Origin of the sequence: Halorientalis marina, assembly GCF_023028345.1 — an archaeon.
In the GTDB taxonomy this organism is placed as follows: Archaea; Halobacteriota; Halobacteria; order Halobacteriales; family Haloarculaceae; genus Halorientalis; species Halorientalis marina.
This window is the reverse complement of the sequence record NZ_CP095490.1, coordinates 152,380-173,751: the sequence shown is the minus strand read 5'-3', so window position 1 is coordinate 173,751 and position 21,372 is coordinate 152,380. Positions and strand designations below refer to the sequence as shown.

At 56.6% G+C, this 21,372-nt stretch carries 13 protein-coding genes; 10 read left to right on the top strand and 3 right to left on the bottom strand.

Annotated features, from left to right (window positions below; all coding sequences use genetic code 11):
• Positions 1 to 54: 54 nt before the first annotated feature.
• Genes MUG96_RS22300 through MUG96_RS22290 form a run of 3 tightly spaced genes read left to right on the top strand, consistent with a single transcriptional unit; the run spans position 55 to position 3,610 of the window.
• Positions 55 to 2,379: an RHS repeat domain-containing protein gene (locus tag MUG96_RS22300; protein WP_199710305.1), complete on the top strand. Its 2,325-nt coding sequence runs from the start codon at positions 55 to 57 to the stop codon at positions 2,377 to 2,379.
• The gene (locus MUG96_RS22295) at positions 2,376 to 2,879 is read left to right on the top strand and encodes a hypothetical protein (RefSeq protein ID WP_112077719.1); all 504 of its coding nucleotides are present in this window, start codon (positions 2,376 to 2,378) and stop codon (positions 2,877 to 2,879) included. The genes MUG96_RS22300 and MUG96_RS22295 overlap by 4 nt, the downstream gene beginning before the upstream one ends.
• Complete coding sequence (locus tag MUG96_RS22290) at positions 2,876 to 3,610, top strand: DUF192 domain-containing protein (RefSeq protein ID WP_246989842.1); 735 nt, start codon at positions 2,876 to 2,878, stop codon at positions 3,608 to 3,610. Before MUG96_RS22295 ends, MUG96_RS22290 begins: the two co-directional genes overlap by 4 nt.
• Before the next feature lie 69 nt (positions 3,611 to 3,679).
• Here the strand turns inward: MUG96_RS22290 and MUG96_RS22285 are convergent, their stop codons facing one another.
• Entirely contained in the window at positions 3,680 to 3,934 is a 255-nt protein-coding gene (locus tag MUG96_RS22285; protein WP_148040791.1) for a hypothetical protein, read from the bottom strand.
• An 11-nt stretch (positions 3,935 to 3,945) separates the two neighbouring features.
• Here MUG96_RS22285 and MUG96_RS22280 point away from each other — a divergent pair, with 11 nt between their 5' ends.
• The 7 genes from MUG96_RS22280 to MUG96_RS22250 all read left to right on the top strand — a co-directional run bounded on the left by MUG96_RS22280 (position 3,946) and on the right by MUG96_RS22250 (position 18,324).
• Positions 3,946 to 4,482: a hypothetical protein gene (locus MUG96_RS22280; protein ID WP_148040792.1), complete on the top strand. Its 537-nt coding sequence runs from the start codon at positions 3,946 to 3,948 to the stop codon at positions 4,480 to 4,482.
• A gap of 248 nt (positions 4,483 to 4,730) precedes the next feature.
• Positions 4,731 to 9,005, top strand: coding sequence for a hypothetical protein (locus MUG96_RS22275; RefSeq protein WP_148040793.1), 4,275 nt, complete (start codon positions 4,731 to 4,733; stop codon positions 9,003 to 9,005).
• A gap of 603 nt (positions 9,006 to 9,608) precedes the next feature.
• On the top strand, positions 9,609 to 11,744 hold the full coding sequence (locus tag MUG96_RS22270; RefSeq protein WP_148040794.1) for a phage NrS-1 polymerase family protein: 2,136 nt from the start codon (positions 9,609 to 9,611) through the stop codon (positions 11,742 to 11,744).
• A gap of 113 nt (positions 11,745 to 11,857) precedes the next feature.
• Positions 11,858 to 12,190 (top strand): hypothetical protein, encoded by a 333-nt coding sequence (locus tag MUG96_RS22265; protein WP_123124662.1) that lies wholly within the window; start codon positions 11,858 to 11,860, stop codon positions 12,188 to 12,190.
• Positions 12,191 to 12,572: 382 nt separating this feature from the next.
• Positions 12,573 to 14,180: a hypothetical protein gene (locus MUG96_RS22260; protein WP_123124663.1), complete on the top strand. Its 1,608-nt coding sequence runs from the start codon at positions 12,573 to 12,575 to the stop codon at positions 14,178 to 14,180.
• A 946-nt stretch (positions 14,181 to 15,126) separates the two neighbouring features.
• The gene (locus MUG96_RS22255) at positions 15,127 to 15,807 is read left to right on the top strand and encodes a hypothetical protein (RefSeq protein ID WP_123124664.1); all 681 of its coding nucleotides are present in this window, start codon (positions 15,127 to 15,129) and stop codon (positions 15,805 to 15,807) included.
• A gap of 1,119 nt (positions 15,808 to 16,926) precedes the next feature.
• The gene (locus MUG96_RS22250; protein ID WP_123124665.1) at positions 16,927 to 18,324 is read left to right on the top strand and encodes a Cdc6/Cdc18 family protein; all 1,398 of its coding nucleotides are present in this window, start codon (positions 16,927 to 16,929) and stop codon (positions 18,322 to 18,324) included.
• Positions 18,325 to 18,497: 173 nt separating this feature from the next.
• Here the strand turns inward: MUG96_RS22250 and MUG96_RS22245 are convergent, their stop codons facing one another.
• Together MUG96_RS22245 and MUG96_RS22240 are read right to left on the bottom strand one after the other, a co-directional pair.
• On the bottom strand, positions 18,498 to 18,950 hold the full coding sequence (locus tag MUG96_RS22245; protein WP_246989840.1) for a DUF555 domain-containing protein: 453 nt from the start codon (positions 18,948 to 18,950) through the stop codon (positions 18,498 to 18,500).
• A 536-nt stretch (positions 18,951 to 19,486) separates the two neighbouring features.
• Positions 19,487 to 21,283: a hypothetical protein gene (locus MUG96_RS22240; protein ID WP_123124666.1), complete on the bottom strand. Its 1,797-nt coding sequence runs from the start codon at positions 21,281 to 21,283 to the stop codon at positions 19,487 to 19,489.
• Positions 21,284 to 21,372: the final 89 nt, after the last annotated feature.

The window sequence follows — 21,372 nt, the reverse complement described above, 5'->3', positions numbered from 1 at the left end:
TACGCCTTCTACGCCGCGTGTGCAGCGAAACTCACTACCACAACTAGTGTGGGGATGAAGGCCACCGCGAACGCTTTCCGGGGCTGGTCACACGGATTCCGCATCCTCGTGACGGTACTTTTAGCGACCAGCCTCGTGATCGCACCCGTCACCGTTGTCTACGCTGCAGGTATCGGCCCAATCTATGACATTCCGAGTCCCGAGCCTGGCGTCGATAATACCTACGACGAAACCTATCGTGTCCTCGCGAACAACGACGTGGATGTCGATCCCGCGGATGTCAGTTACACCGGCTACTTCGAGAACGACTACCCGGCCTACCCAGTCGACCTCGGGCGGGCTACACTGTCACCCTCGCAATCGCTTCGGTATTCCACAACAAGCGATGTCTACATCACGGACCTCTCCGATTACAACGCGATTCCCATCCAGGATGAGTGGAAACCCTACTCCAGCATGCCGTTCTATACAGAAACGCAATTCATCAACGTGCATGAGAAGAACACCTACGACGGGCCAAAAAGTAACGACGGTGAGTGGTTCGTGCGTGCTACTAACCAGTACGGTGAGTGGCGGCCCGTCTATAACGCCGACGTGAAATGGGATCCAGACGCGGAAGAACTCTACGTCTCAAACCCTGACGACGCCCTCGTTCACCAGGCCAAGCACGAGAGCATCATCTCACGGAACCTCCACGCGGCCGAACAATACACGAAGTACGCACAGGACTCAGATCGGATCGCCATCCCGAAAATGAACGGCAGGGAGCTTTACCCCACCTCGAGCGGCGCGAGTATGTCCCGAAAATGGGGGCAGAGTGACTTCAATACAGTCCGCGAGTCATGGGTCGGCATCAACGACCTCTTTGGCGGTGCCTGGTATCGTGACAGATACGTTTCCGGGTCGACCCCAACCCGAGGTGCGTACGTTCCCTATGATCACCGAGCCGTTGCCCCAGCGGATTTCAGTCGAAGTGCAACGTGTACGAGATCGCACACGCACGGAAACAGTACTCACTCACACACCTACCCGAAGACCGAGTGGGCCGAATACGATCTCCTCAATTCGACGGCGAACGTCACGTCCGTCCGACTCGATCGTCCCGGATTCACGGGCGAGTCCGAATGGAACCGATTCGGTAAGGTAACCTGGATCGCGATTGAATCTATATCGAGTAAGAATCTCGAATATCCTCGAGGGGAATACACCCTGACGGCGACCCTCGAAGTCACCAGCGAAGTCGAAACTCGGTGGGGTGTCACCAGCTCGAAATGCAGTGAATGGTCGCGAACGAGTGTGAGCACGAACACTCACACGACGAAATACAGCGTCCCCGTCACCATCACGGACTGGGATTCCCCGAATCTCGAGATCGATGTCGCTCACATCGACGGCGCTGGTCACGACCGCCTCGCCGTGAGGTGGAAGGGCAATCAAGACTTCCCGAGCGACCCCTGGAGAAGGATCAGTGTCAATATCGACAACAAAACCATCCACCTCACCTCTCCGTGGCGGTTCTACGGTATCTCCCGCAACGACGAGGTAGAAGTCCTCACCGGAGGCGGGTCAACTTCCCACAACGCGACGCACACCCACAACGACCGCTGGCCTGCCATCTACCGCTACGAGACAGGCGTCGCCAACGTCACCGCCGCTTTCCCACAGAAGGGTGAAGACAACCAAGTATGGGGATACACGAAAACCGTCGATAGCCAAGTTTCGACGACGCTCCCGGGAGCACCACTTCCTGCCAACGTCAACGATCCCGATAACGATCAGCCGACCGACCTCTACACACATCACGTCATCGACGTCAGATCGAGTGATCTCGACACAGGTGAGACGGTCACCGTCGACGCCTCGAATCCGTTCGGTGCTCCACTCGACGGGAAGACAGTCTCCGGCGAAGACCAGCTCGAAGTCTATAGCCAACCATACGAGTCAACCGTCCTCCAGATGACAGAGGTTAATGTCTCATCTACCGGCGCGGATCACGATGGCGTCCTCGTTCTCACGGACACTGACGGCAACTCCATCAAAAATAAGGAAATCACTGTCACCCAAGATGACGGAACGACATCGACGGTTACGACTGACAATAATGGCCGTGCCAAGATCGCGTGGGACGGATCGGTTCTCCGCGCTCGCTACGACGGCGACGTGTTTTGGTCACCCGGCGACCCCTACTACAAGGGTGACCGACTCCTCTATATCCTGCCACCCTCACCCCTCGATTTCGAGGCCGTTGGCGCAGTCGGGGAATACATCTCGGCATCAATCAGCAATGTTCTCATCTTCGTCGAGTGGCTCGCCCTCGGGATCTTCGCCGTGTGGTGGGTGCGGATGCGTCGTCGCACCAGCAAGGGGGAATCAGGATGAGCAAGGTTAGTGAATTTACTGAGCCCGCAATCGAACTCCTCGAAATCGCGACCATTATCGGGCGCTACGGAACACTCATTGCGCTCGTCATCGGTATCATCGGCTGGTGGGGTTACGCGAAAAGTCCTCGAGCGATGGCCCGCTTCCGGGGGATGGCCGTCGGTGGCGGAGCCGGCTACATAGCGATCGTCGCTATCGACGTCATCTACGAGGTTCTCGTGTTCATCCTCGGAAGCAAGTTCCTCCCGGATGGGTGGCCCTACGGCGCCGTGACCGGCGTTCACGAAAGCAACCTCTCCCAGCTCGCCACCGCTCTCAGCATCGTCCTCCACAGCCTTGGCCTCGTCTTATTCATCATCGGTGTGACGTGGTGGGCGTTCGGCAGCCGCGATTCGCGTGCCGAGTCTCGCGGCCGTCGTGGGATCGTAATGGGGCTTACTCTCATCGGTGGAAGCATCGGAGGCAACGTGTTCAGCGTTTTCGCGTGGATTTTGCTATGACCGGCAACGGCCAACGCCCGGACGCCGGAAGAGATTGTGATGGAAATCTCGACCGCAGGCAAGAACAGGGACTTGATCAGGAGCAAGAAGAGTACGGCCCCACGAACCAACCGTTGCTCCCTGAAGACACAATCGCTCGGCGAATTGTTGACCGTCTCAAGAACCCCTGGGTCATCGCTATCCTCATCGTCGTTTTCGTACCGATGGTCGTATGGGTCGGCTATACTGTTCACGCAGACCTGACTTCTCCCGATTACGGGACTGCGACCATCTACGACGAGAGCGGCGACTACCTCGCGTCCGTCGAGGGAAATGTCGCCGCCACATGGCGAGAACAATACACCGGCCTCTCGAATACTGACTCCCTCGAAGATGGTCACGGGATGATTTTTCTCCACGACACAGAACGAGAACGCACCTACGTGATGCGGGACATGGCCTTCCCCATCGATATCATCTTTATCGACAAGGAGGGGCGGATCACCGTGATCCACCACGCTGAACTCAAAAACAGGGATCCCCTCACAGAGTACCGGGGCCAGTCGAAATACGTCCTCGAAGTCCCCTACTACTGGACCACCGAGAACGGCATCGACGTCGGTGATACCGTCGAGTTCCGGTGGGGCCCCCCGCGCACCGAAACAGGTGGGATATCGATAGCCTCCAGTAGCGGCCCTCACAACGATGTCCCGATCAATTCGAAACGCCGCCCGACGGCCAGCTCTCCGTAATACCGTGCTACGTCAGTGGGGAAAGGAAACCAGCGTGAAAAAGAACATGTTGTAGGTGGGTCGTTCGTCTCAGTCTGAGTCGCTAGGATGTGCGTCGGACATTGACGGAAGGTACTTGTTCTCGATCATTTCAGCCTGTGGGAAGTTGATTTTTTCAAGGATTTCGTTGATCGCTTCGTCGTACGACTTCTCTATCAGGGGGTTGTCGTTCTTGTAGGCGGTCAACCGCGTATGCGTATCCCGGTGGAGGCAGACGTTGATCGTCGTCTCGGGGTCGCGGTCGGTGTTATCACTCGAGGTGGGCTTGGAGCTGTTTGTTGGCACTGCAATCACCTATGGACAAGGAGGCACTAGAGGGTGTTCCAAGTCCAACAATTAGGTGTGCTATTGGTAACCACATAACTGTTCCGGTGAAAACCCCCGTAATCCCGCCCGTTGACACCCTGAGACCGCCGTTCTACATCTGCCACATTAGATGTAGTCTACTCTTCTTTATAATAGATTCTCACCTCTTCCCGGTGGGTAACATGAGCACCCTCCGAACAAAGAAACTCCTGAGAAAGCACAGCACATCCCTCGTCTTGGGAATCCTCGTCCTAGTCGTTTTCGTGGATCCAGTCGCCGCGCAGAGTGGGCCCCCAGCCGATTTCGAGGGTATCATGACCAATCTATACGACACCGTCCTGCTCGTTCTGAAGTACGCTGGCCTCGTGGCTCTCGCCTTTGGCGCGATCGTGTGGTTCACTGCCCGGAAAAACTCCGACCGCGCTGAGAACGGGATGTGGCTCATGATTGGTGGAATGAGCATGACGATTTTCTACTTCGGCGTCACGATCTTCGTGGCTGTCTTGGAGTGGATCGCCACCCCGTAAACCGTCTAGATGGGCTAGACGGTACGGACGCCGAACCCGTCGCCGCTCGTGTCCGAATTTCCAATTGTGGGTGGATTAGGTCACAATCCAGTAGCGGCTGAATCAAACGACACAACACAATCCAAAATGACAACAAACAGTCCAATAGTGTGCCTATCTAACCGAATCGCCCGATGGGTTGGGACGCACTCGACCGTTACACAGTGTCGGCGGAGGAGTGTGTCTACGCGCAAGAAGACGGTGGGCCAATGACTACCCCATCCACGGGGCCCAATCGAGACGATCATGAACAGGACACCCTCCACGATCGCATCAACTCTTTGTCGTCAACGCGCGGAGAAGACTCGACCAAATCGGGACGGGACCACCCCACTCAGAACCAGGAAGAATCGACCAACTTTGACCGCGTCCCTCCGACCGAGAACGGGGTCGATCAGGAGAACAAAGAGCGTGAGGATCAACTCACTTCCTACGAGGTCAAGGGCACGACTGGGCCGGGAAAGAAACTCAGTGATCCGATCGAAGCCCGGCCGTATATCCACATCTCACCCGCCCGTGAGCAAGTCACGCCCGGGAACGTCATCGCGGGGCTTTTTGGCTTGTACCGGGCGGGCGTGACGAGCACTTCGCGGTTCAATCTCAAAGCCAGCCTCGGCATCAAGGACTACAAGAAGACCTTTGAGTTTATCATCCACAAGCCGCGGAACACGAAGCGATTCGACTTCTATATCTCCGTGACGCCCTACGAGGCGACTGCGTTCAAGACGCTCGCCGCAAACGTCGCCGCGATGTATCCCGAGTCCTTCGAGTTCGAGATCGTCCCGTTCAACCCCGTCGCGGCGTTTGACTCAGAAGACGGGAACGCCCGCGTTGGCGGGCGACGTATCGCCTCGCTCGACGACATTATCGACCTCGAGAACCTCGCTGGCTTCGAGGACCCCGAGGTTTTTGTGGATCATAGTATTGGAAGCGGGCATGATCTTTCTTCCGAGCAGGCTGAAGAACAGCTCGTCAGGGAAGGCGTTCCGCTCCGTCCCGAGGAAGTCCGTGAAGAGAAGCGTCCCTCGCTCGTCCGGTGGAAAGGCATTGCCTCAAAAAAAGACGACTGGATGACGCTGCTTCGGCCGTTCAGCGATTTGGCTATCGATAGCGACGACCAGTATCGCTCGCCGCTCAGTGTGCTGCTTGAGCAGGCCGTCCACACCGACGATCCGTTCATCTTCCAGGCCACCTTCAGGCCACGCTCTAACTGGACTAGTGAGGCTGAAACCCACAAGCGGAACCTCAAAATGGGCAACCACGGGACGCTCTCCGCGTTTAAAAACGAGTTTGCCCGGCAGATGTTTGGAACATCCGACCAGGAACGCCGAAACATCCACCGTGGAGACATCTCCGAGCAGGTCGGAGGGTCCGTCAGCGCCGGCGATGATGACAAGATCACGGGGTCGCGGATGGAACAGATCGACCGCAAACAACCCACCACAACGTTCGACCTCACACTCCGAGCTGCTTGCGACGAACAGACTGTCCAGAGTATCTCAAACGCGTTCACGTCGCTCTCGGGGCCATATTATGGCATCGAGGGGGAACTCCTCGGGTTCAACAATAAAGAGTTCGCCCGCCTGTGCCACGCCCGTCAGGCCAGCATCAGCGGTTTTACCGGGCGCTTCAGTAAAGGTGACCCACTCATCTGTGCCTCTCCCGACGAACTCGCGAACTTCGTCGTCGTCCCGCACACGGACGCCCTCCCGCGAGCCTCGCGTGGGTCATCGGGCGGGTCACCCGACGCTCGATCGCCACTCACGGCAACAGATGAAGACCTGCTCTCGCAGTACGATTACGGAATGCACATTGGATACGCCGAGACCGCCGTCGACAACCGGCGAGACATTCCCATCCGTCTCAGTGCAGAGCAGCTGACGCACCACATTCTCCGCGCAGCGACGACGGGCGGCGGGAAGACAACCGCAATGGTCAACGATGCGCTGTCGGCCTATCAATCGTTCGACGGTCCCATCTTCGTCTTCGACCGGAAAGGTGGGACGATGGCCGACGAGTACAAGAAAGCACACTTCAAGCAATTCGGCAACCTCGATGACGTCCTCCACGTCCCCGTCCCGGGGCCGAACGACGAGGTGCTTGCTTTCCCGTACTTCGACATTCGACCGCAACTCGCTGCCGGCGTCTCACGCACGGTCGCCGTCCAAGAGAAAGTTGACCGCTACAACGAACTCCTCGTGTACGTGCTGGGCCGAGAAATGACCCAGCAGGCGTTCGTCGCCCAAGAGATCCTCAACAACCTCATCAAGGCGATGTTCGACCCCGTGTACGGCCGGGACGCATGGCCCATCCAAGACCTGTTCCAGGTTGCCTACGAGATGCAGCAGGGGCAACTCCCCGAAGTGAGCGACCGGACGCTTCGCCTCGCTCTCACGCGGCATCTCCACGCCGACGAGCAGCGGTTCCAAACGTCGATCGATGCTGTGATGAACCGCATCACGAAGCTCGCTGAGCGGAGCTTTGTCTGGCGTGTCCTCAATTTCGTTCCCGAGTGGAACGGCGAGAAGGGCTGCTACGCCAACCAATCGCCGATGTTCGACATCCAGGACGTCCTCGCCTCGAAGAAGGTCGTCCTCGTCGATACGGGTGACCTCCGGCCCGCCTCGAGCAATCTGTTTACCTTCATGCTGCTCGACTACATCTGGTCGGGCGCTCGTCTCCGTCATCGACTCAGGAACACCCCGCCGGTCGAGGATGGATACGTTATCAACCTCATCATCGACGAAGCTGCGGCGATGCTCCAGTCCGAACTGGTACGCGACGACATGATTCCTGACGGGCGTGAATTCGGTCTCTCCCTCGAAGTCATCGTCCACTTCGCAGAGCAGGTCAAGGCCGATGCCCTCGACGTCTCCTCGTACAAGGAAATTCTGCGGAACATTAATACGAAACTCATCGGGAAACTCGCCGTCGACGACGAGCTCGTGATGACGCTGTTCCACGAAGGCATCGAGGACGAGGAACTCGTCGACCGGATCACGTCGCTCCCGCGTGGAGAATGGGTCGCTCAACTCCCTGACACCGGGTTCATGACCGATATCCCCGAAATCGTGACGATGCTCCCCGTCGATATCCCCGACGGTCACAGCGATTCTGACAACCCCGTGATCAACAAGACCGTGTCGACGCAGGGTCATGTCTTCAGCGACATCAACGCAGAAATTACCCGTACAACGCGGCGTGACCACTGCCTGCTACCCGGAAGCAACACCGACGCTTCCGACGAGCAGCTCTCAGCCGAACACAGACGCGGCATCAACGGTAGTGAAAATAGCCAGAATCGTGACTTCGAGATTGGCGTGTCCGGCGAGAACCGAGACGCAAACGGCGAAGGCAAGAAGACTGGGTCCAACCCTCAGACGCAACTCGGCACGGGGAGTCCAAACACCCCCAGCACAGAGGGACAACCCCGATCGAACGAGCACGGCGAACAGGCCGAATCAGGAGCTAGTCGAGTTCCCGCAGACGACCTCACAGACGATCTCGGTTCACGCCGCCCGCCGCGAGAGACGAACGATGAAAACGAGACCGATGGCGGGGTTCCACGATCAGCTGATGAAGGAGACAGTAATCTGGGAGATCGAGTTGACGGCTTTCTCTACGGTGGAGTTGACCCTAGCTCCGAGGATCCGTCCAAAACCGACGATGCAGACACCGACGAGGAGAGGGGAACAAGTGCCGACAATACAGACGATCAGAGTGCGTCTGATGCCCCCAACGAGAACGCCACTGAGAGTGCCGACAAAAAGGATAGAGAGACTCGAGAAGGTATAGATAAGAGTCTGACAGTTGAAGAACGCCATTTCCTGACCGCGATTGTCACCACAGTCAACGGCAACCACCCTGCCTACGACGTTGTGAACTCGATGGAGAGGATAAAGAATCAGTTTGATGAGGTAGACGAAGAGAAGCTCATCGAACTCGGCTACCTCGAGAAGCGGACCGAAAATCTGCGGGTCTACTACACTGTGACTCGCGACGGCCAGCGAGCGTGTGGAGCGAAGGTCGCTACCGGCGAAGATCAGGGCGATGTGAACGAGAAGACCTACCACAAGGTGATGGTAGAGGCGTTCGCTCGCTCACTCGCCCGTGACCCGAACAATCACTATTTTGTTAAAAAATATACGCCACTTCACGGGACTGATGTGAAGCCAGACGTGGTCGGCTACGATGGCAAAGATCCCGTCATTATTGGAGAGGTCATCTCAAACGTCCATCCCTCGCTGATGGTCAAGCACTATGACGACTTCAACAGGTTCGACGTCGAGATGAAAATCTGGATTGTGCCCAATCTATCAGTCGCATGGGATATCACTCGAGCCCTCGCAAATGCTGGCCGGATCGACGAACTGCCCCCCAAGAGAAGTAAGCGGACCTACGAGAAGCTCACCGAAGCCATCTGGGGTGAAGATGGTGAGTGGACGTTCGTCGGCGCTCCAAATCTCCTCGATGATCTCGACTAGTCACATCCACGCATTCGCACAAAGTCCGCGCACGACGCGCACGAGCAGTACGGACGCTGTACCCCGCAAATCCGCCTTTTCTAACACCTATTCAGTGTCAGCACTTAGCGCGCGCGTTCAAGGCACTTTAGAGGCTCTAAAACGGTATTTCGAGGCTCAAAGCGAAATCACCGGGTTTGCGGGGGTTTCGAATGCTCGCAACTTCGCGCAAAATTCGCGTGTGACGCGCATCGGCAGTATGGGAGCTCTATCGTCAGAATCCGCCTTTTCTAACACCCCTTCAGCGTCAGCACTTAGCGCACGTGCGCAAAGCGCTTTAGACAGGCTATCAACCAACCAGATCGCTCCATTCGACACCTCCGGAGTGATTTTACATAGTATTGGATACGGGAGGGGGATCATTCGCTCACAATTCGTGTGCTGTCTGTTGGTTTTCGCCCTGAGTCGGGGAAAATCGACGAAATCGGTTTGTCTCGCCCGACGAAACGAGGCGACGAGGCGGACTGACAATAGGTAATATCCATGCCAAAAGTAGACGTAGCTAAAGACGGGATCCCGGACAAAATCCGCACTATCAGGAATTGGATTTGCTGGCGTGAAGGTATGCGTGACGGAAAATCTACCAAGATTCCGACTAAACCATATCGGACGAGTGGTGACATTAATGCCGACGTTACCAACCCCGAACATCGCCGAGACTTCGACACCGCCTGGGATTCACTCAACGACTCTCGCGTGAACGCCGATGGTCTGGGGTTCGTCTTCAGTGACGACGTCACCATCGTCGGTATCGACCTCGATAACTGTCGTGATTCTGATACTGGTGAAATCAAGGAATGGACGCAAACAATCATCGACAAGGTCGACTCATATACGGAGGTTTCCGCTTCCGGGACTGGTGTGCATATCCTCGCAAGTGGGAAACTTCCGCCCGGCGGAAACCGGAAGGGCCCTATTGAGATGTATGACTCCGGACGGTACTTCGCTACGACTGGTGCTCACGTCGAGGGAACCCCCACAGAAATCCGGAAGCGTCAGGATGAGATAGAGACCGTTCACCGCGAGTTCATCGAGGATGGCGTGAGACCAGGTGGACAGACGACTCTCACCAGAGGGACGGAAGTTGAAGATTCAGAAAGCAGAGGTGACGCGGATGGTCGCCGCGGCACCGAGGCCCGGGCGCAGCAGAGTGCGAGTTCGCTCATCGAGCGTTATGGAGACGCCTTCAGGAGCATCCACGACCCCGCAATCAAGGAGGCCCTCGAGCGGGTCGCGACGAAGTACCTTCCCTCCAAGTGTCCGAGTACGTTCGCCGACCTCGCGGGACCCGGTGTGGACCTATCAGATCAAGAGATACTCACGCGGATGTTCGACTCTCAGGGAGGTGACCGCAGGCAGCGTCTCTACGAAGGCGACGCCTCGATGTGGGGGTCCCATGACGCCGATTATCCAAGCCAGTCCGAGGCAGATATGGCGCTCGCTCACAACCTCGCGTTCTGGACGGCGAAAGACCCCAAACGGATGAACGCACTGTTCGAGGAATCCGGCCTGCACCGCGATAAGTGGGAGCGACGTCACTACGCGAGTGGCGCAACCTACGGCGATGTCACGCTCGCCCGTGCACTCCTCCGGGTGGACGATTACTACGAAGTCCCGAGCAAAGATGGTGTGAAGTTCTCGAAGGCCGATTCCAACGGCTCGGATTCATCGTCATCCTCGGGGGCGGACGACCACGATCTCCCGCCGATGGATTTCAAGATTGGCTCCGATTCCGAGCCGTCCGAGACTGTCAACGCCGCTACGGACGAGACAAAACCACTGCACAGCGAAGGGGCGAACGGGGGATCCCCCGCCGTCAATACCGATGTCCATCCTAACCTCGAGGACGACGAAGAGTTCATTCCCGTCAACCCCGACGAAGATGGCGACCCGGCAGCAGTCGCTGACGCCTACGCAACTAGGCAGGAACCGGAACAGGGGAACAGCCACGCCCGGGCCCATGGTCATGACGCCGCTTCGTCGACGGCCACACCCAAAGGTTCCACGACAGCTGGGACAAGTGCTGATGATAGTCCTGTCTCAGGGCAGAGAACGGCCGGGCCAGGGGCCGCGCCGCCGACGACGGATGGTCGCGAACCCGCTGACCCGCGTGGGGTGGACACCGATTCCGACCTCGACGAGAGCACCCAGCGAATGATGGAAGCGTCCGCTCGCGACGCCGGGCCGGGATGGGAACGCACCGACCCGACGCTCAATGATGACGAGAAGTACCCAGCGGATTGGACCATCGGTGAGATCCGGGGCTACTCCGCGACCGACCAGGCAATGCGTCTCGCTCGTGAAGACCAGCGAATTCTCGCTCGGAAACTCGACCGGCAATCAAGGGAACTCGCCGAACTCAGCGAGCAGGGCGAGGAGAACGAACGCCTCCGGTTTGTCCTCAGGGTCTACCTCGAAACGATGGATGAGCTGATGGAGGAACGCGCTCAGTATCGTACGCAACTCAAGCACCTCGGGGAGCTCTCGAGAGACGCTGCCGAGCTCCCAGACGACCCCGTGAAGCGATTCAAGCAGATTATGCGTCCGAAGATTCGGCGCGAAGACGCACAGACAGCAAAAGAGACACTCACAGGAATCGACGCCGTCCTCCAGGAGTACGAAGAGGCGAACGAACGTATCAAGGCCGAAGAACGCGAACGACGCAAGAAACAGGGCTTCCTCTCGCGTCTCTTCAGGTAACGGCGCTGTTCCGAACTGTTCGGCCGGCGGGCTGATCGCGCCATTCGTTCCGTGTGTACCCCCGCTCCTCGCAGCGTGAGTATTGGACCCCAAATGGGGGTGAGGGAAGTGAGATGTACGACAACATCAACCCCGATGAGCGGCGTATCGACAGGGATTTCAGCAGATCAGCGACCGAAGCCAAAATTGAGCCGCGAGAACCCGTGAGCGTTCAGTTCAAGACCGGCGATGGCCCCGAGTTCAGGAAGCCCGACCATGACCCACATGGCGAGACGTTCGCCGCGGTCAGCCATTCCTGGGCGTCGTGTGACGGTGGGTGTGGGATGTCGGGCCTGGTCCCGACCACGCTCCTCGAAGATGCCGACGGACTGACCGGGTGGCCGCCATTCGACATCCTCTGCGAGGCGTGTGCCGAAGCTCGCGATCGCGACGACTACACCTTCTAGTCGTCGAGGATGTGAACGCGATTCTGTACGTACTGCTTTCCGACTAGACGGCTCGGACGGGCAAAGCGCCTCTGTTCTCTCGGTTTCCCCAGCTCCTCGCAGCGTGAGTTTTGGTCCCCAAAGAGGGGTGAGGGAAGTCAGAGAGGGGCGCAGCGGTGACTGCGTTCATTCTCGCCGAGATCCGGGGTTCAACCTCGGAGCGAATCAGTCCATACGGCGGCGGTCGGGATGTCCCAATCGTCGCTTTCCGGTTATCCTGCTTGCGTCTCCCGTGAGTATTAGCCCCCAAAGGGGGTGAGGGAGAGCGGGTGGGGTGGGGCGCGACGGTCGAGTGCCCAGTCCCGAAGCCGTTTCTCAGAAATCCCCTCAGAGAGTGACAAACATGTGTGCAAACATTACCACAGACGTAGCACAGCGCGCGGAAGACATCAGCGGCGAGTTCGGCGAGATGGGCGTGGAGATCCCCGTGTCGAGCATTGAAGAGAGAATTGCGGCCATGCAGGAGTTCTCCGTTCCGATCGAGACGGCGGTCGAGACGACAGTTCGTAACGTCATCAACGACTACGACCTCGAATCCAACGACCTCTCGGACGGGGTCAAGGCGGTTGCCGGCTTCGTCGGCACCGGTAACAGCAGTTCCCGGGGCTTCGACCGGATAGCTCTCGAGGATATCTCGAACCTCGGTGACGAGGAATGGGTGGACGTCCGGGCGCAGATCGTCGACCTCTGGGAGCCGCACTCCGATTCCATGCGGCAGGTCGGCCTCATCGCCGACGAAACGGCCCAAATGAAGTTCGTTGTCTGGGTGAAGAACACCGACTCGCTCCCGACACTCGAGGAAGGCGTCACCTACGACATCACCTCGGCGGTCACGAACGAGTACGAGGGAAAGTACTCCATCTCGCTCAACAAGGCGAGCAGCGTCACGGAGTCCGAGGAGGCCGTCGAACCCACGGACGGGTCGATTCGCGCCACTGGGACGCTCGTCGGCCTCGATGAGGGTTCGGGCCTCATCAAGCGCTGCCCCAGCGAGGACTGCACGCGCGTCCTCCAGAACGGTCGCTGCTCCGAACACGGTGACGTCGATGGCGTGTTCGATCTTCGCCTGAAGGCCATCCTCGACGATGGCAACCGTGCTGTCCGCACGCTGTTCAACGCTGAGATGACTGAGGCAGTCTCCGAAGTGAGTCTCGATGACGCCATGGAGATGGCTTCCGAGGCCCTCGATCCCAGCGTCGTCGAAACGGAGCTCCGTGAGTTGCTCATCGGCAGGACGTATGATATCCGGGGCCCGGTCATCGGCGAGTACTTCCTCGTCGACGAGGTCGAGGAGATCTCCTACTCGGGAGAGAATGCCGGCCTCAGTAACGCAGCCCTCGCAGACGCCGCCACGCAGCGCCAACCTGCCAAGCGCGTGTTCGCTGAAGAGCTGAACATGGCGACCCACTCGTTCACCCGTCCAGAGGACGAGGGCGACGATCGTGCGCCAAAGTTCACGCTACTCCCCTCGGGTGAGGCGGTCAACCGCGTGCTCGTGGTCGGTGCTCTCATCGAAACCTCGGATGTCGGCGATGACTCCGAGTTCTGGAAGGGGCGCGTCATGGCAGGTGGTGAAGTTGTGAACATCTACGCGGGGCAGTACCAGCAGGAGCCGATGGCTGTGCTCCGCTCGGCCGAGACCCCGTCGTTCGTCGCAGTGGTCGGCAAGGTCCACCAGTACGAGACGGACGCCGGCGTGAACGTCTCCATCCAGCCCGAGCACATCTCGACGGTGGGCGGGGAGATTCGCGACTCGTGGATGGCTGAAACCATTAACGCGACCCGGGCGCGACTAGGCGCGCTCGAGAGCGGTGAATCGGATGCAGCGGACGCCGTTCTCAGCGTCTACAACAGTGATATCTCGGCCATCGAAGCGGCAGTCCAGGCGGCAGCCGAGGACCTCGCTCCTGCCGGCAGCGACATCGAGTCGGAGCCAGCTCCCGCCCAGTAAGGGCGGCGCGGGATATTCCCGTCCGGCTAGGGTGAACGTCGCCCTCCGGCACGCCGTCACTGTGCATCGAAAATCTGCCGAGTGCCCCCGGTACGACGGCGGTTCGCTGGTCTCAAGCGGTATGCGGTTGCATCGGCTCTTGACCCTTGACTAGCTTCTACCCATTTCTGGTTCCCTCTGGCGCTTCTTTTCTCCAGTTTTTGCCCCCTGAAGGAGGTGAGGGGCGATTCGACCATCTATTAGTGCTCGCCCCATCGATGAGGTCGGCTTATCACTGCCTTCGTCGAAGATCGCGGGCCTCACGACGATCAATCGCTAGCCCTCACCGACCGTTCGACTCTGTTTCCATCGGTTCCGTTCCCGGAGTCTTGGCACGAGTCCTGCCCGTGTCCACTCATAGCAACACTAGAAAGCAATCTGGCAACGCCACCGAACTCATCGCAGAGTCCCCGTCGAGAGTCACAGCCGACCCGACCATACGCTTGAGAGCGTGGTCCTTGGAGGTCGGCCAGTATTGCCAATGCCACGTCTGACGACGCACCTGGCTCTCGCATCGTCACTTTCTGTACCATTCGACCATCCGCCAGCAGTTTTCAGACGGATGCCAGTTCCGGCGCTCCGTTCTTGTCCTACGCAACACCAAACGGCATCTACGTTCGGACTGTAACGTAGGATTTGAGCCTTTCGTACGACTTCATCTCATCTGGAGATACCGTCAACGTCACCAGTTGCGGTCAGAGCAACCCGCTACACATCGTGAAATGTGGCGGCTACATTGAATGTGGTTCGCGAAGAGTTATGCTTGCATTTCACTGCTAGTTCTGACTATGAACACCCACCAAGCTCCTTCCTCGGCATCGTGTGAGTATTGGGCCCTGAAGAGGAGTGATGGAGATCGGAGAGGCGGTGTAACCGCTGTTCTCGGTCGATTTCGTTTATTCCAATCATGAACTCCAACAATACCTCCACGGACGCACAGCACTCGAACAGTACTCTCGGTCGCCGATCATTCCTCCAGGAGGGCGGTGCGCTCGCCGGTGCTGGAGCAATCACCGCGATCGCCGGCTGCTCCAGCTCTAGCGCTAGTGGCGGGACGAATGATGGTGGAGAGAGTTCGACCCCGACGCCTGACTCGGATGAGCCTGTCTTCCCGCTCACCGCCTCGGTTTCCGACCCGTACCATTTCTACCGTATCATTAACGAATACGAGGATGACACCGAATATCACGGCCCTGTCTGGCTTGTCGACCTTACCTTCGATCTGGCCGTCGATATCGGTGACTGGAAGAGTTCCGACGAGTACGTGGTTCCGACGATGTATCCCATCAGAGTCTCGAAAAACGGTGGGAACCCAGAGTACGGCCGCATCTTCCACATCAATAAGGACGAGGGCTGGTACAGAGTCGAGAATAAGTGGTTTGTCGAGCGGTCTCACTTCGTCGTCGACGAGACGGAGACCGAGTATCTCATCCTCGGCTACGGCGAAGATGACGAACCCGACGCGGACACGGACTACAGCGTGTACCTTGAGGATCGGACGAATCAAGACTTCCACAAACTCGTCTCGTTCACGTACGACGGCGATCCCACCGAGCGCAACCTCCTCGATGAGGAATTCCGAGAGTAATAGTGAAGTGCTACTACACCGCTTTGTTTGTGTCCTCCAACAGCAGTGGGAGAGCTCAGAGTTTCCCGTCTTGGCGATAGAATAATATGCAACTTTATTTTTGGCTATGCCGTTCAGGATCCCAATGTTGAGGTTAGTGCTTGGCCTGACAGGGGAGTCCAGGTGATATCTCATACGGGGCTCGCTCTTCCATACGAACAGGTGAATCGGAACATCGGACATACCACGATCCAACGTGGGGAGAGAAAATTCAGAGAGGGGACACCCCTCCGGTTCCGTCGTAAGGAGAGATGGTCGGCCCCCCACGGGTTCCGACGTTAACACAAAGGGACACCCCAAGACTTCCGTCGTAAATGAAGGATAGATCGTATTAGCTCACCAGAGATCAAGATGAGATACCGCACCATTTCCGACGTTAGCATGTGAATCTACTCTCTTAGCATTAGAGCGGAACAAATAAGGTGAAAAGACGGGTGGGGACTATCTCAGAACTCTCGTTGAGAGTGAATAATTCGGCATCCCACAAATGGAATATGAAAGTTAGAGACGAGAGTTATACTCGGGAGACTCTACCAGCCCACGATGGTTGACCCACACCCCTTCGGTTCCGGCGTTAGATGAATTGGTGACCGCCCAGATTGAGGATAGGATGATCAGACACACCCCACCGGTTCCGACGTTAGCGGCCACGAAAGCAGGTAACTAGACTGAAAATATTAGAGGTGATCCGTATCCTATCTCACGATGAAAATATGTAAAATTTGAGTTAGTTTACCCATAGCTTTATGCCAATACAGCTAAAACAACTCCGCAGGACGAAGTACTAGATATGAAGAAGCGAAGCGACTGATTTGTTCGAGACGAAATTCGGTAACAGATTGAAACGCACAGAAACGCCGTAGAGGCGCGTTCTATCCTCTGGACCGTGATCGTACCTATGCTTCCTGTGAGGGGTACACGTTCATCGGTAACGACGGAACCGAAGGGGTGTGTGTGTTGGGGGTCTGTGGTTGTTCGGAGACCGAGGTAGTCCTTCCACTATATTCTCTTCGGTGGTAGATTTACGTCGGAAGTCGAGGTGGGAATACATTTAAGTAATCAGGTTTCGTCGATGCCTCTATGTCAAACGGGACCTCGACTTCCGATGAAAGTCGAGATTTGGAATCTGCGTCTTCAGACGGTCAAGACGACCGATCTCGCGTCCAAACATCGGAACCGAAGGGGAGTCCAGACGAGAATGGAAAACCGCCATCAAGCGACGGGGACGGTACACAATTCAAAGTTGACGACCCGCTCTTTTCTCAACGGAAGGGAATTTTCCAAAATAAGGAGATGGTCCGTGTCGGTTGGGTACCTGATGGCGATCGAATTGTCGGACGTGACGATTATATTTCCACTATCAGCAGCTGTCTGAACGACGCTGTCTATGGTGGTGCCCCAAATCATATCTCAATTACCGGGAAAACAGGAACGGGAAAATCTCTTGTCTCCCGATACGTCACTCGTCGCGCTGTCAATGCATCTGTTGAGGATATCCGAATAGGTCATACGTATCTAGACTGTTCGAAATCCTCAACTGAAGTTCAAGTCATCTCGACAATCGGGCAACAGCTGAACGACGAGGATATCTATGACGAGGATGAAGACATCGTGAAAATGCCCGATACCGGGCTACCGAAAGACAAGTTCTACAAACGCCTCTGGCAGATTCTCGATCACTATGATTCGGCTATCATCATTCTCGACGAAGTCGACCTTCTCAAGAGCGACCACGTTTTGATGAGTCTCGCGAAGGCTGTCGAATCGAATGATACGTCGTGTCAAATTGGAATTATCGCAATAAGCAATCAAATCAATTTCTTCGACGAGCTAAACCCACGCACGAAGAGTGCCTTCCAGACCCAAGAACTCAATTTCGACCCATACAACGCAAATCAAATTCAAGAAATTCTTCGAGGCCGTGATGACGCCTTCCGTGATGGAGTCCTAACCGATGACGTTATTCCTCTTGTTGCGGCTTTCTCAGCACAGGAACACGGAGATGCGCGAAAGGCAATGCGATTATTCAGGACAGCGGGAGAGCTTGCTGATCGCGAGGGATCAGACGTTGTTGGAGAAGATCATGTGCGAAGCGCTCAGGACACACTTGAAAAGGATCGATTCCGCGACTTCCTCCAGGGAACCCCAACTCAAATGAAAGCCGCATGCCTCTCGATCTCTGCCAAGTCGCTCTACTCGCGCGACGATTATGTTATCACAGGTGAACTATATGATGCGTACCAGCAGATCACTAACGCAATAGATATGGACACGATCGGGATACGGCGGTTCCGGGATATCCTCGATGAGATGCAACTCAGTCAGGTAATTGAAACTAAAGAGGTAAATATGGGAAAAGGCGGCGGCCGCCACAACTCTCATCGGCTACTCCACAATCCTGAGACTATCCTTGATATTGTAATGGAGGATACTCGATTTAGAGAAATCTCTAAATCCTCGCTGAAACGGTTCGCCTGATTAGGCCGCTTTGAGGTTGTGATAAAAGAATTTAGTGTAGTCCTCTGGAAGTATGATGAACCGGTAGGATCTATTTACAGTAAAAACCATATAGAATGTATTATTCACGCATAATGTTCTTCTCGGGAATATTTTATGCTAATCCTTCGGGTTGAACCCGCTTAAACTCACGTTTACTTTGTTTCGTTTCTGGATTGGACGTCGCGACCAAGATCCGCGAAGTTCATTTCTGGCTTTTCATCCGCTTCGTCAACCGGTCGTGTCTCCAACACCGTGAGCGGGATGTCCTTCATACGGACGCCCAACTCGCGCTTCGCGACACGCTCGCTCTCCTCGTGAGACTCTGCCAACATCTCGACGATAACAGTCAGTACGACCAGCGCAAAATCCGTCGTACAGAGCGCCGCCTCCATTTCATACCCACAGGAGGGACAGACGACATCTTGGACGAGGATCTCCGACGACCGGGCTTCTGTTGACTTTGTTCGCGTACCGACTTCCGCAACTGCGATGTTGATTGCGTCTTGGACGCTCTTCGCGCCGGCGACGACCCACGGGACCGACAACTGAATTTCGTACCACTGCTCATCGATACTCATCTCGTCGTCGCTGCGCCAGCTCGTCATCGCGATCGCCGACCAGTTACGCGGGCATCAACTGTGTATCGCCGTCTCCTATTCGCTGTCGATGGAGGTCTCGGTGTCATCGGTGGAGGGAGAATCCGCTCGATCCGCCCACGTCAATGACACAACGAGGGCCGAGCCGAGCCAATTCCGTGTTGTTGGAGGGTGTTTCGACCGGTCGCGTCAGCGGCCGGGATGACTAAACATCCCGGTTCGCAACCGTACCGCACCCAACGCTGTCACGTTATAAGATGATTTGCCGTTCACATTTACTGTAGCCTCACATCCGTCACATCCGTCACATCCCCCACATTCCACTTCTTTCGATATCGTCTCGATATCCTAAACATGGATGACTGCGAGATCGCGATCGATATCAAGACCGCTCGCTCTGTGGTCTGTGAAAAGGAAGGATTAGTTTTCTGAGTTCGTCGGGGGAACTCGGGTGGTTGTTAGGGTTCGTTACATTTCGGGGTGACAGTACGGAGACGGTATTCCGTCATCGAATCCATACCGAGGAGTACGCACTACGCGTGTACTCATGCAGTATCACCAGTCTGGGCAATGCGGGTGAGCTCATCGGCGATAAAGTCAGCAATCATCACTGGCTCGGGCCAGGAGACACAGACTTCACCGTCGAAATTCGCAGCCTCACTCCGGGGAACTGGTTCACCATCGTCAGACGGACTCGACGAACGACCAACATATTGCGGTCTGGCAGTCGTCGACGTCTGATCGGATGACTTGACAGGAGCGCGTTCGACAATCTCGATTTCAGATGCCCATCGTGAATCGAGCTTCGGTTGACCTTGGTACGTCTGCTTGGATCTCTGGCGTGGAAGCTTGAAATCCACCAGACGCACAGTGTCGCCCTCGTTCGGTTCGATGAAGGTCTTCTTCGAGATTAGGACTTCGCCATCGACATCATCGGGGTCAGCCGTTGACGCAGTCTCTTCGTATTCGCTGGACTCCCAGACGGAAACGCGGACCTCATCCTCGCGGCGGTTACCATCCTTTAGAATCATAGCAAACTTCAGGCTAGGAACTGGTGGATAGTAGATTTTCTTCACGACGCCCTGTGTCGTGACATAGCCTTTCGAGGACGCGAGATTCGCCTTCAAAATCGCGTTGATCCTGATGACGTTTCTCGGGTCGGTCTGCTCCTCTTCGACAAGCGAAAGGAACGCGGTCGTGATGTCCGTCCCAGCCTGCACACGGCGTGCAAGTTGGGAAGCGACAGTGACCGGTGGTTTCCGAATTTCGTGCAGTGCATTCCCGTCAAGCAGTCTGCGTGTCTCGGCAAGAATTTCTTCACGAAGATCGGGATCTTCCTTACCCAGCTCGCGCAACGGAGCAGCTCGGTCGTAGATCTGCTGTTTGAACCGTTGTTCGAAGCTCCGCCGGTTTCGATCCCGTCGCTTAGGAAGCGTGCGATCGTGTTCCGTGCGGAAACGAGCAAGGATGTCTGTGTGTTGATTCAAGAGAGCAGCCACACCTGTCATGTGACCGTTTTCGTCGATACCATGAGAGCTCCGCTTGAGCTCTTCATCCAACGCTAGGCGGAATTCGATTCCGGTTATCGACGACCGAGAGTAGTCCTCGGGGTTCGGCACGACGCTCCGAAGGGAGGCAACTTCGCCATAGGGAAGCAGCACTTCTAATTCGGACGTCGTGACACCTTCTAATTCGCGAGGCGTCTGTTCATCGTTGGGGATGATCTTCAGCTCACGAAGCCGTTGAGTGTCCGGGTCGAGGGTCTCGACAGGTTCGAGCTTCTGTCCCAACTGTACGGGGGCAGTAGACGAACTCGTGGGGATGTACTCTTCAAGACCAGACGCTGTGCCCGTCAACTGATCGCCAGTTGGGTCGGTCAGGCGGTCGTGGCCCATGTAGATGTACTCGCCAGTCGAGAGAGCGTCGGGTTCAGAGATCGCGTCAGCCGGACGGCCTCTCGCGTTCATCTCAGCCCTCCGCTCGTCACTACGGGATGGGACCATCGGTTGGTCGTTGTACCAGCCGTAGTAATCATCGGAACTCTCGCTCTCGAACTCATGTTCGGAGCCAGACGTGAATTCAGAGATTGCGCCTTGCGACTCCACGTCGTCCGCATCGAGGCGACGCTCGGACTCATCGAGGCCAGCGTGCCAGCGGATAGTCGGCGACTCCACGTTACCGTCCAAGCGACGGCGTTCCTCGCGATCGAGGGAGCGGAGATCGTCGAACCACCCATCGTAGCGACGGGCAATGTGGGTCGGATTCTCATATTCGATTTCGGTTCTACCGTTCTTCTCGTGACCAGCCTCAGAGAGGTGGACACTGTCGGTGTTTCCACTCATAACAATGTGGGAAAGCGACCGTGCTTTCCATTCGCATAGACGCTCGAACCGTCTATAACTGTATCGCGCCTATCACCGCGCAGTAATGC

Excerpts from the sequence above, each read along its gene's own strand:
- MUG96_RS22295 (WP_112077719.1), top strand. The coding sequence starts at position 2,376 with ATGAGCAAGGTTAGTGAATTTACTGAGCCCGCAATCGAACTCCTCGAA.
- MUG96_RS22250 (WP_123124665.1), top strand. The coding sequence starts at position 16,927 with ATGTCAAACGGGACCTCGACTTCCGATGAAAGTCGAGATTTGGAATCT.
- MUG96_RS22265 (WP_123124662.1), top strand. The coding sequence starts at position 11,858 with ATGTACGACAACATCAACCCCGATGAGCGGCGTATCGACAGGGATTTC.
- MUG96_RS22260 (WP_123124663.1), top strand. The coding sequence starts at position 12,573 with ATGTGTGCAAACATTACCACAGACGTAGCACAGCGCGCGGAAGACATC.
- MUG96_RS22245 (WP_246989840.1), bottom strand. The coding sequence starts at position 18,950 with ATGACGAGCTGGCGCAGCGACGACGAGATGAGTATCGATGAGCAGTGG.
- MUG96_RS22255 (WP_123124664.1), top strand. The coding sequence starts at position 15,127 with ATGAACTCCAACAATACCTCCACGGACGCACAGCACTCGAACAGTACT.
- MUG96_RS22280 (WP_148040792.1), top strand. The coding sequence starts at position 3,946 with ATGGACAAGGAGGCACTAGAGGGTGTTCCAAGTCCAACAATTAGGTGT.
- MUG96_RS22300 (WP_199710305.1), top strand. The coding sequence starts at position 55 with ATGAAGGCCACCGCGAACGCTTTCCGGGGCTGGTCACACGGATTCCGC.
- MUG96_RS22290 (WP_246989842.1), top strand. The coding sequence starts at position 2,876 with ATGACCGGCAACGGCCAACGCCCGGACGCCGGAAGAGATTGTGATGGA.
- MUG96_RS22240 (WP_123124666.1), bottom strand. The coding sequence starts at position 21,283 with ATGAGTGGAAACACCGACAGTGTCCACCTCTCTGAGGCTGGTCACGAG.
- MUG96_RS22275 (WP_148040793.1), top strand. The coding sequence starts at position 4,731 with ATGACTACCCCATCCACGGGGCCCAATCGAGACGATCATGAACAGGAC.
- MUG96_RS22270 (WP_148040794.1), top strand. The coding sequence starts at position 9,609 with ATGCGTGACGGAAAATCTACCAAGATTCCGACTAAACCATATCGGACG.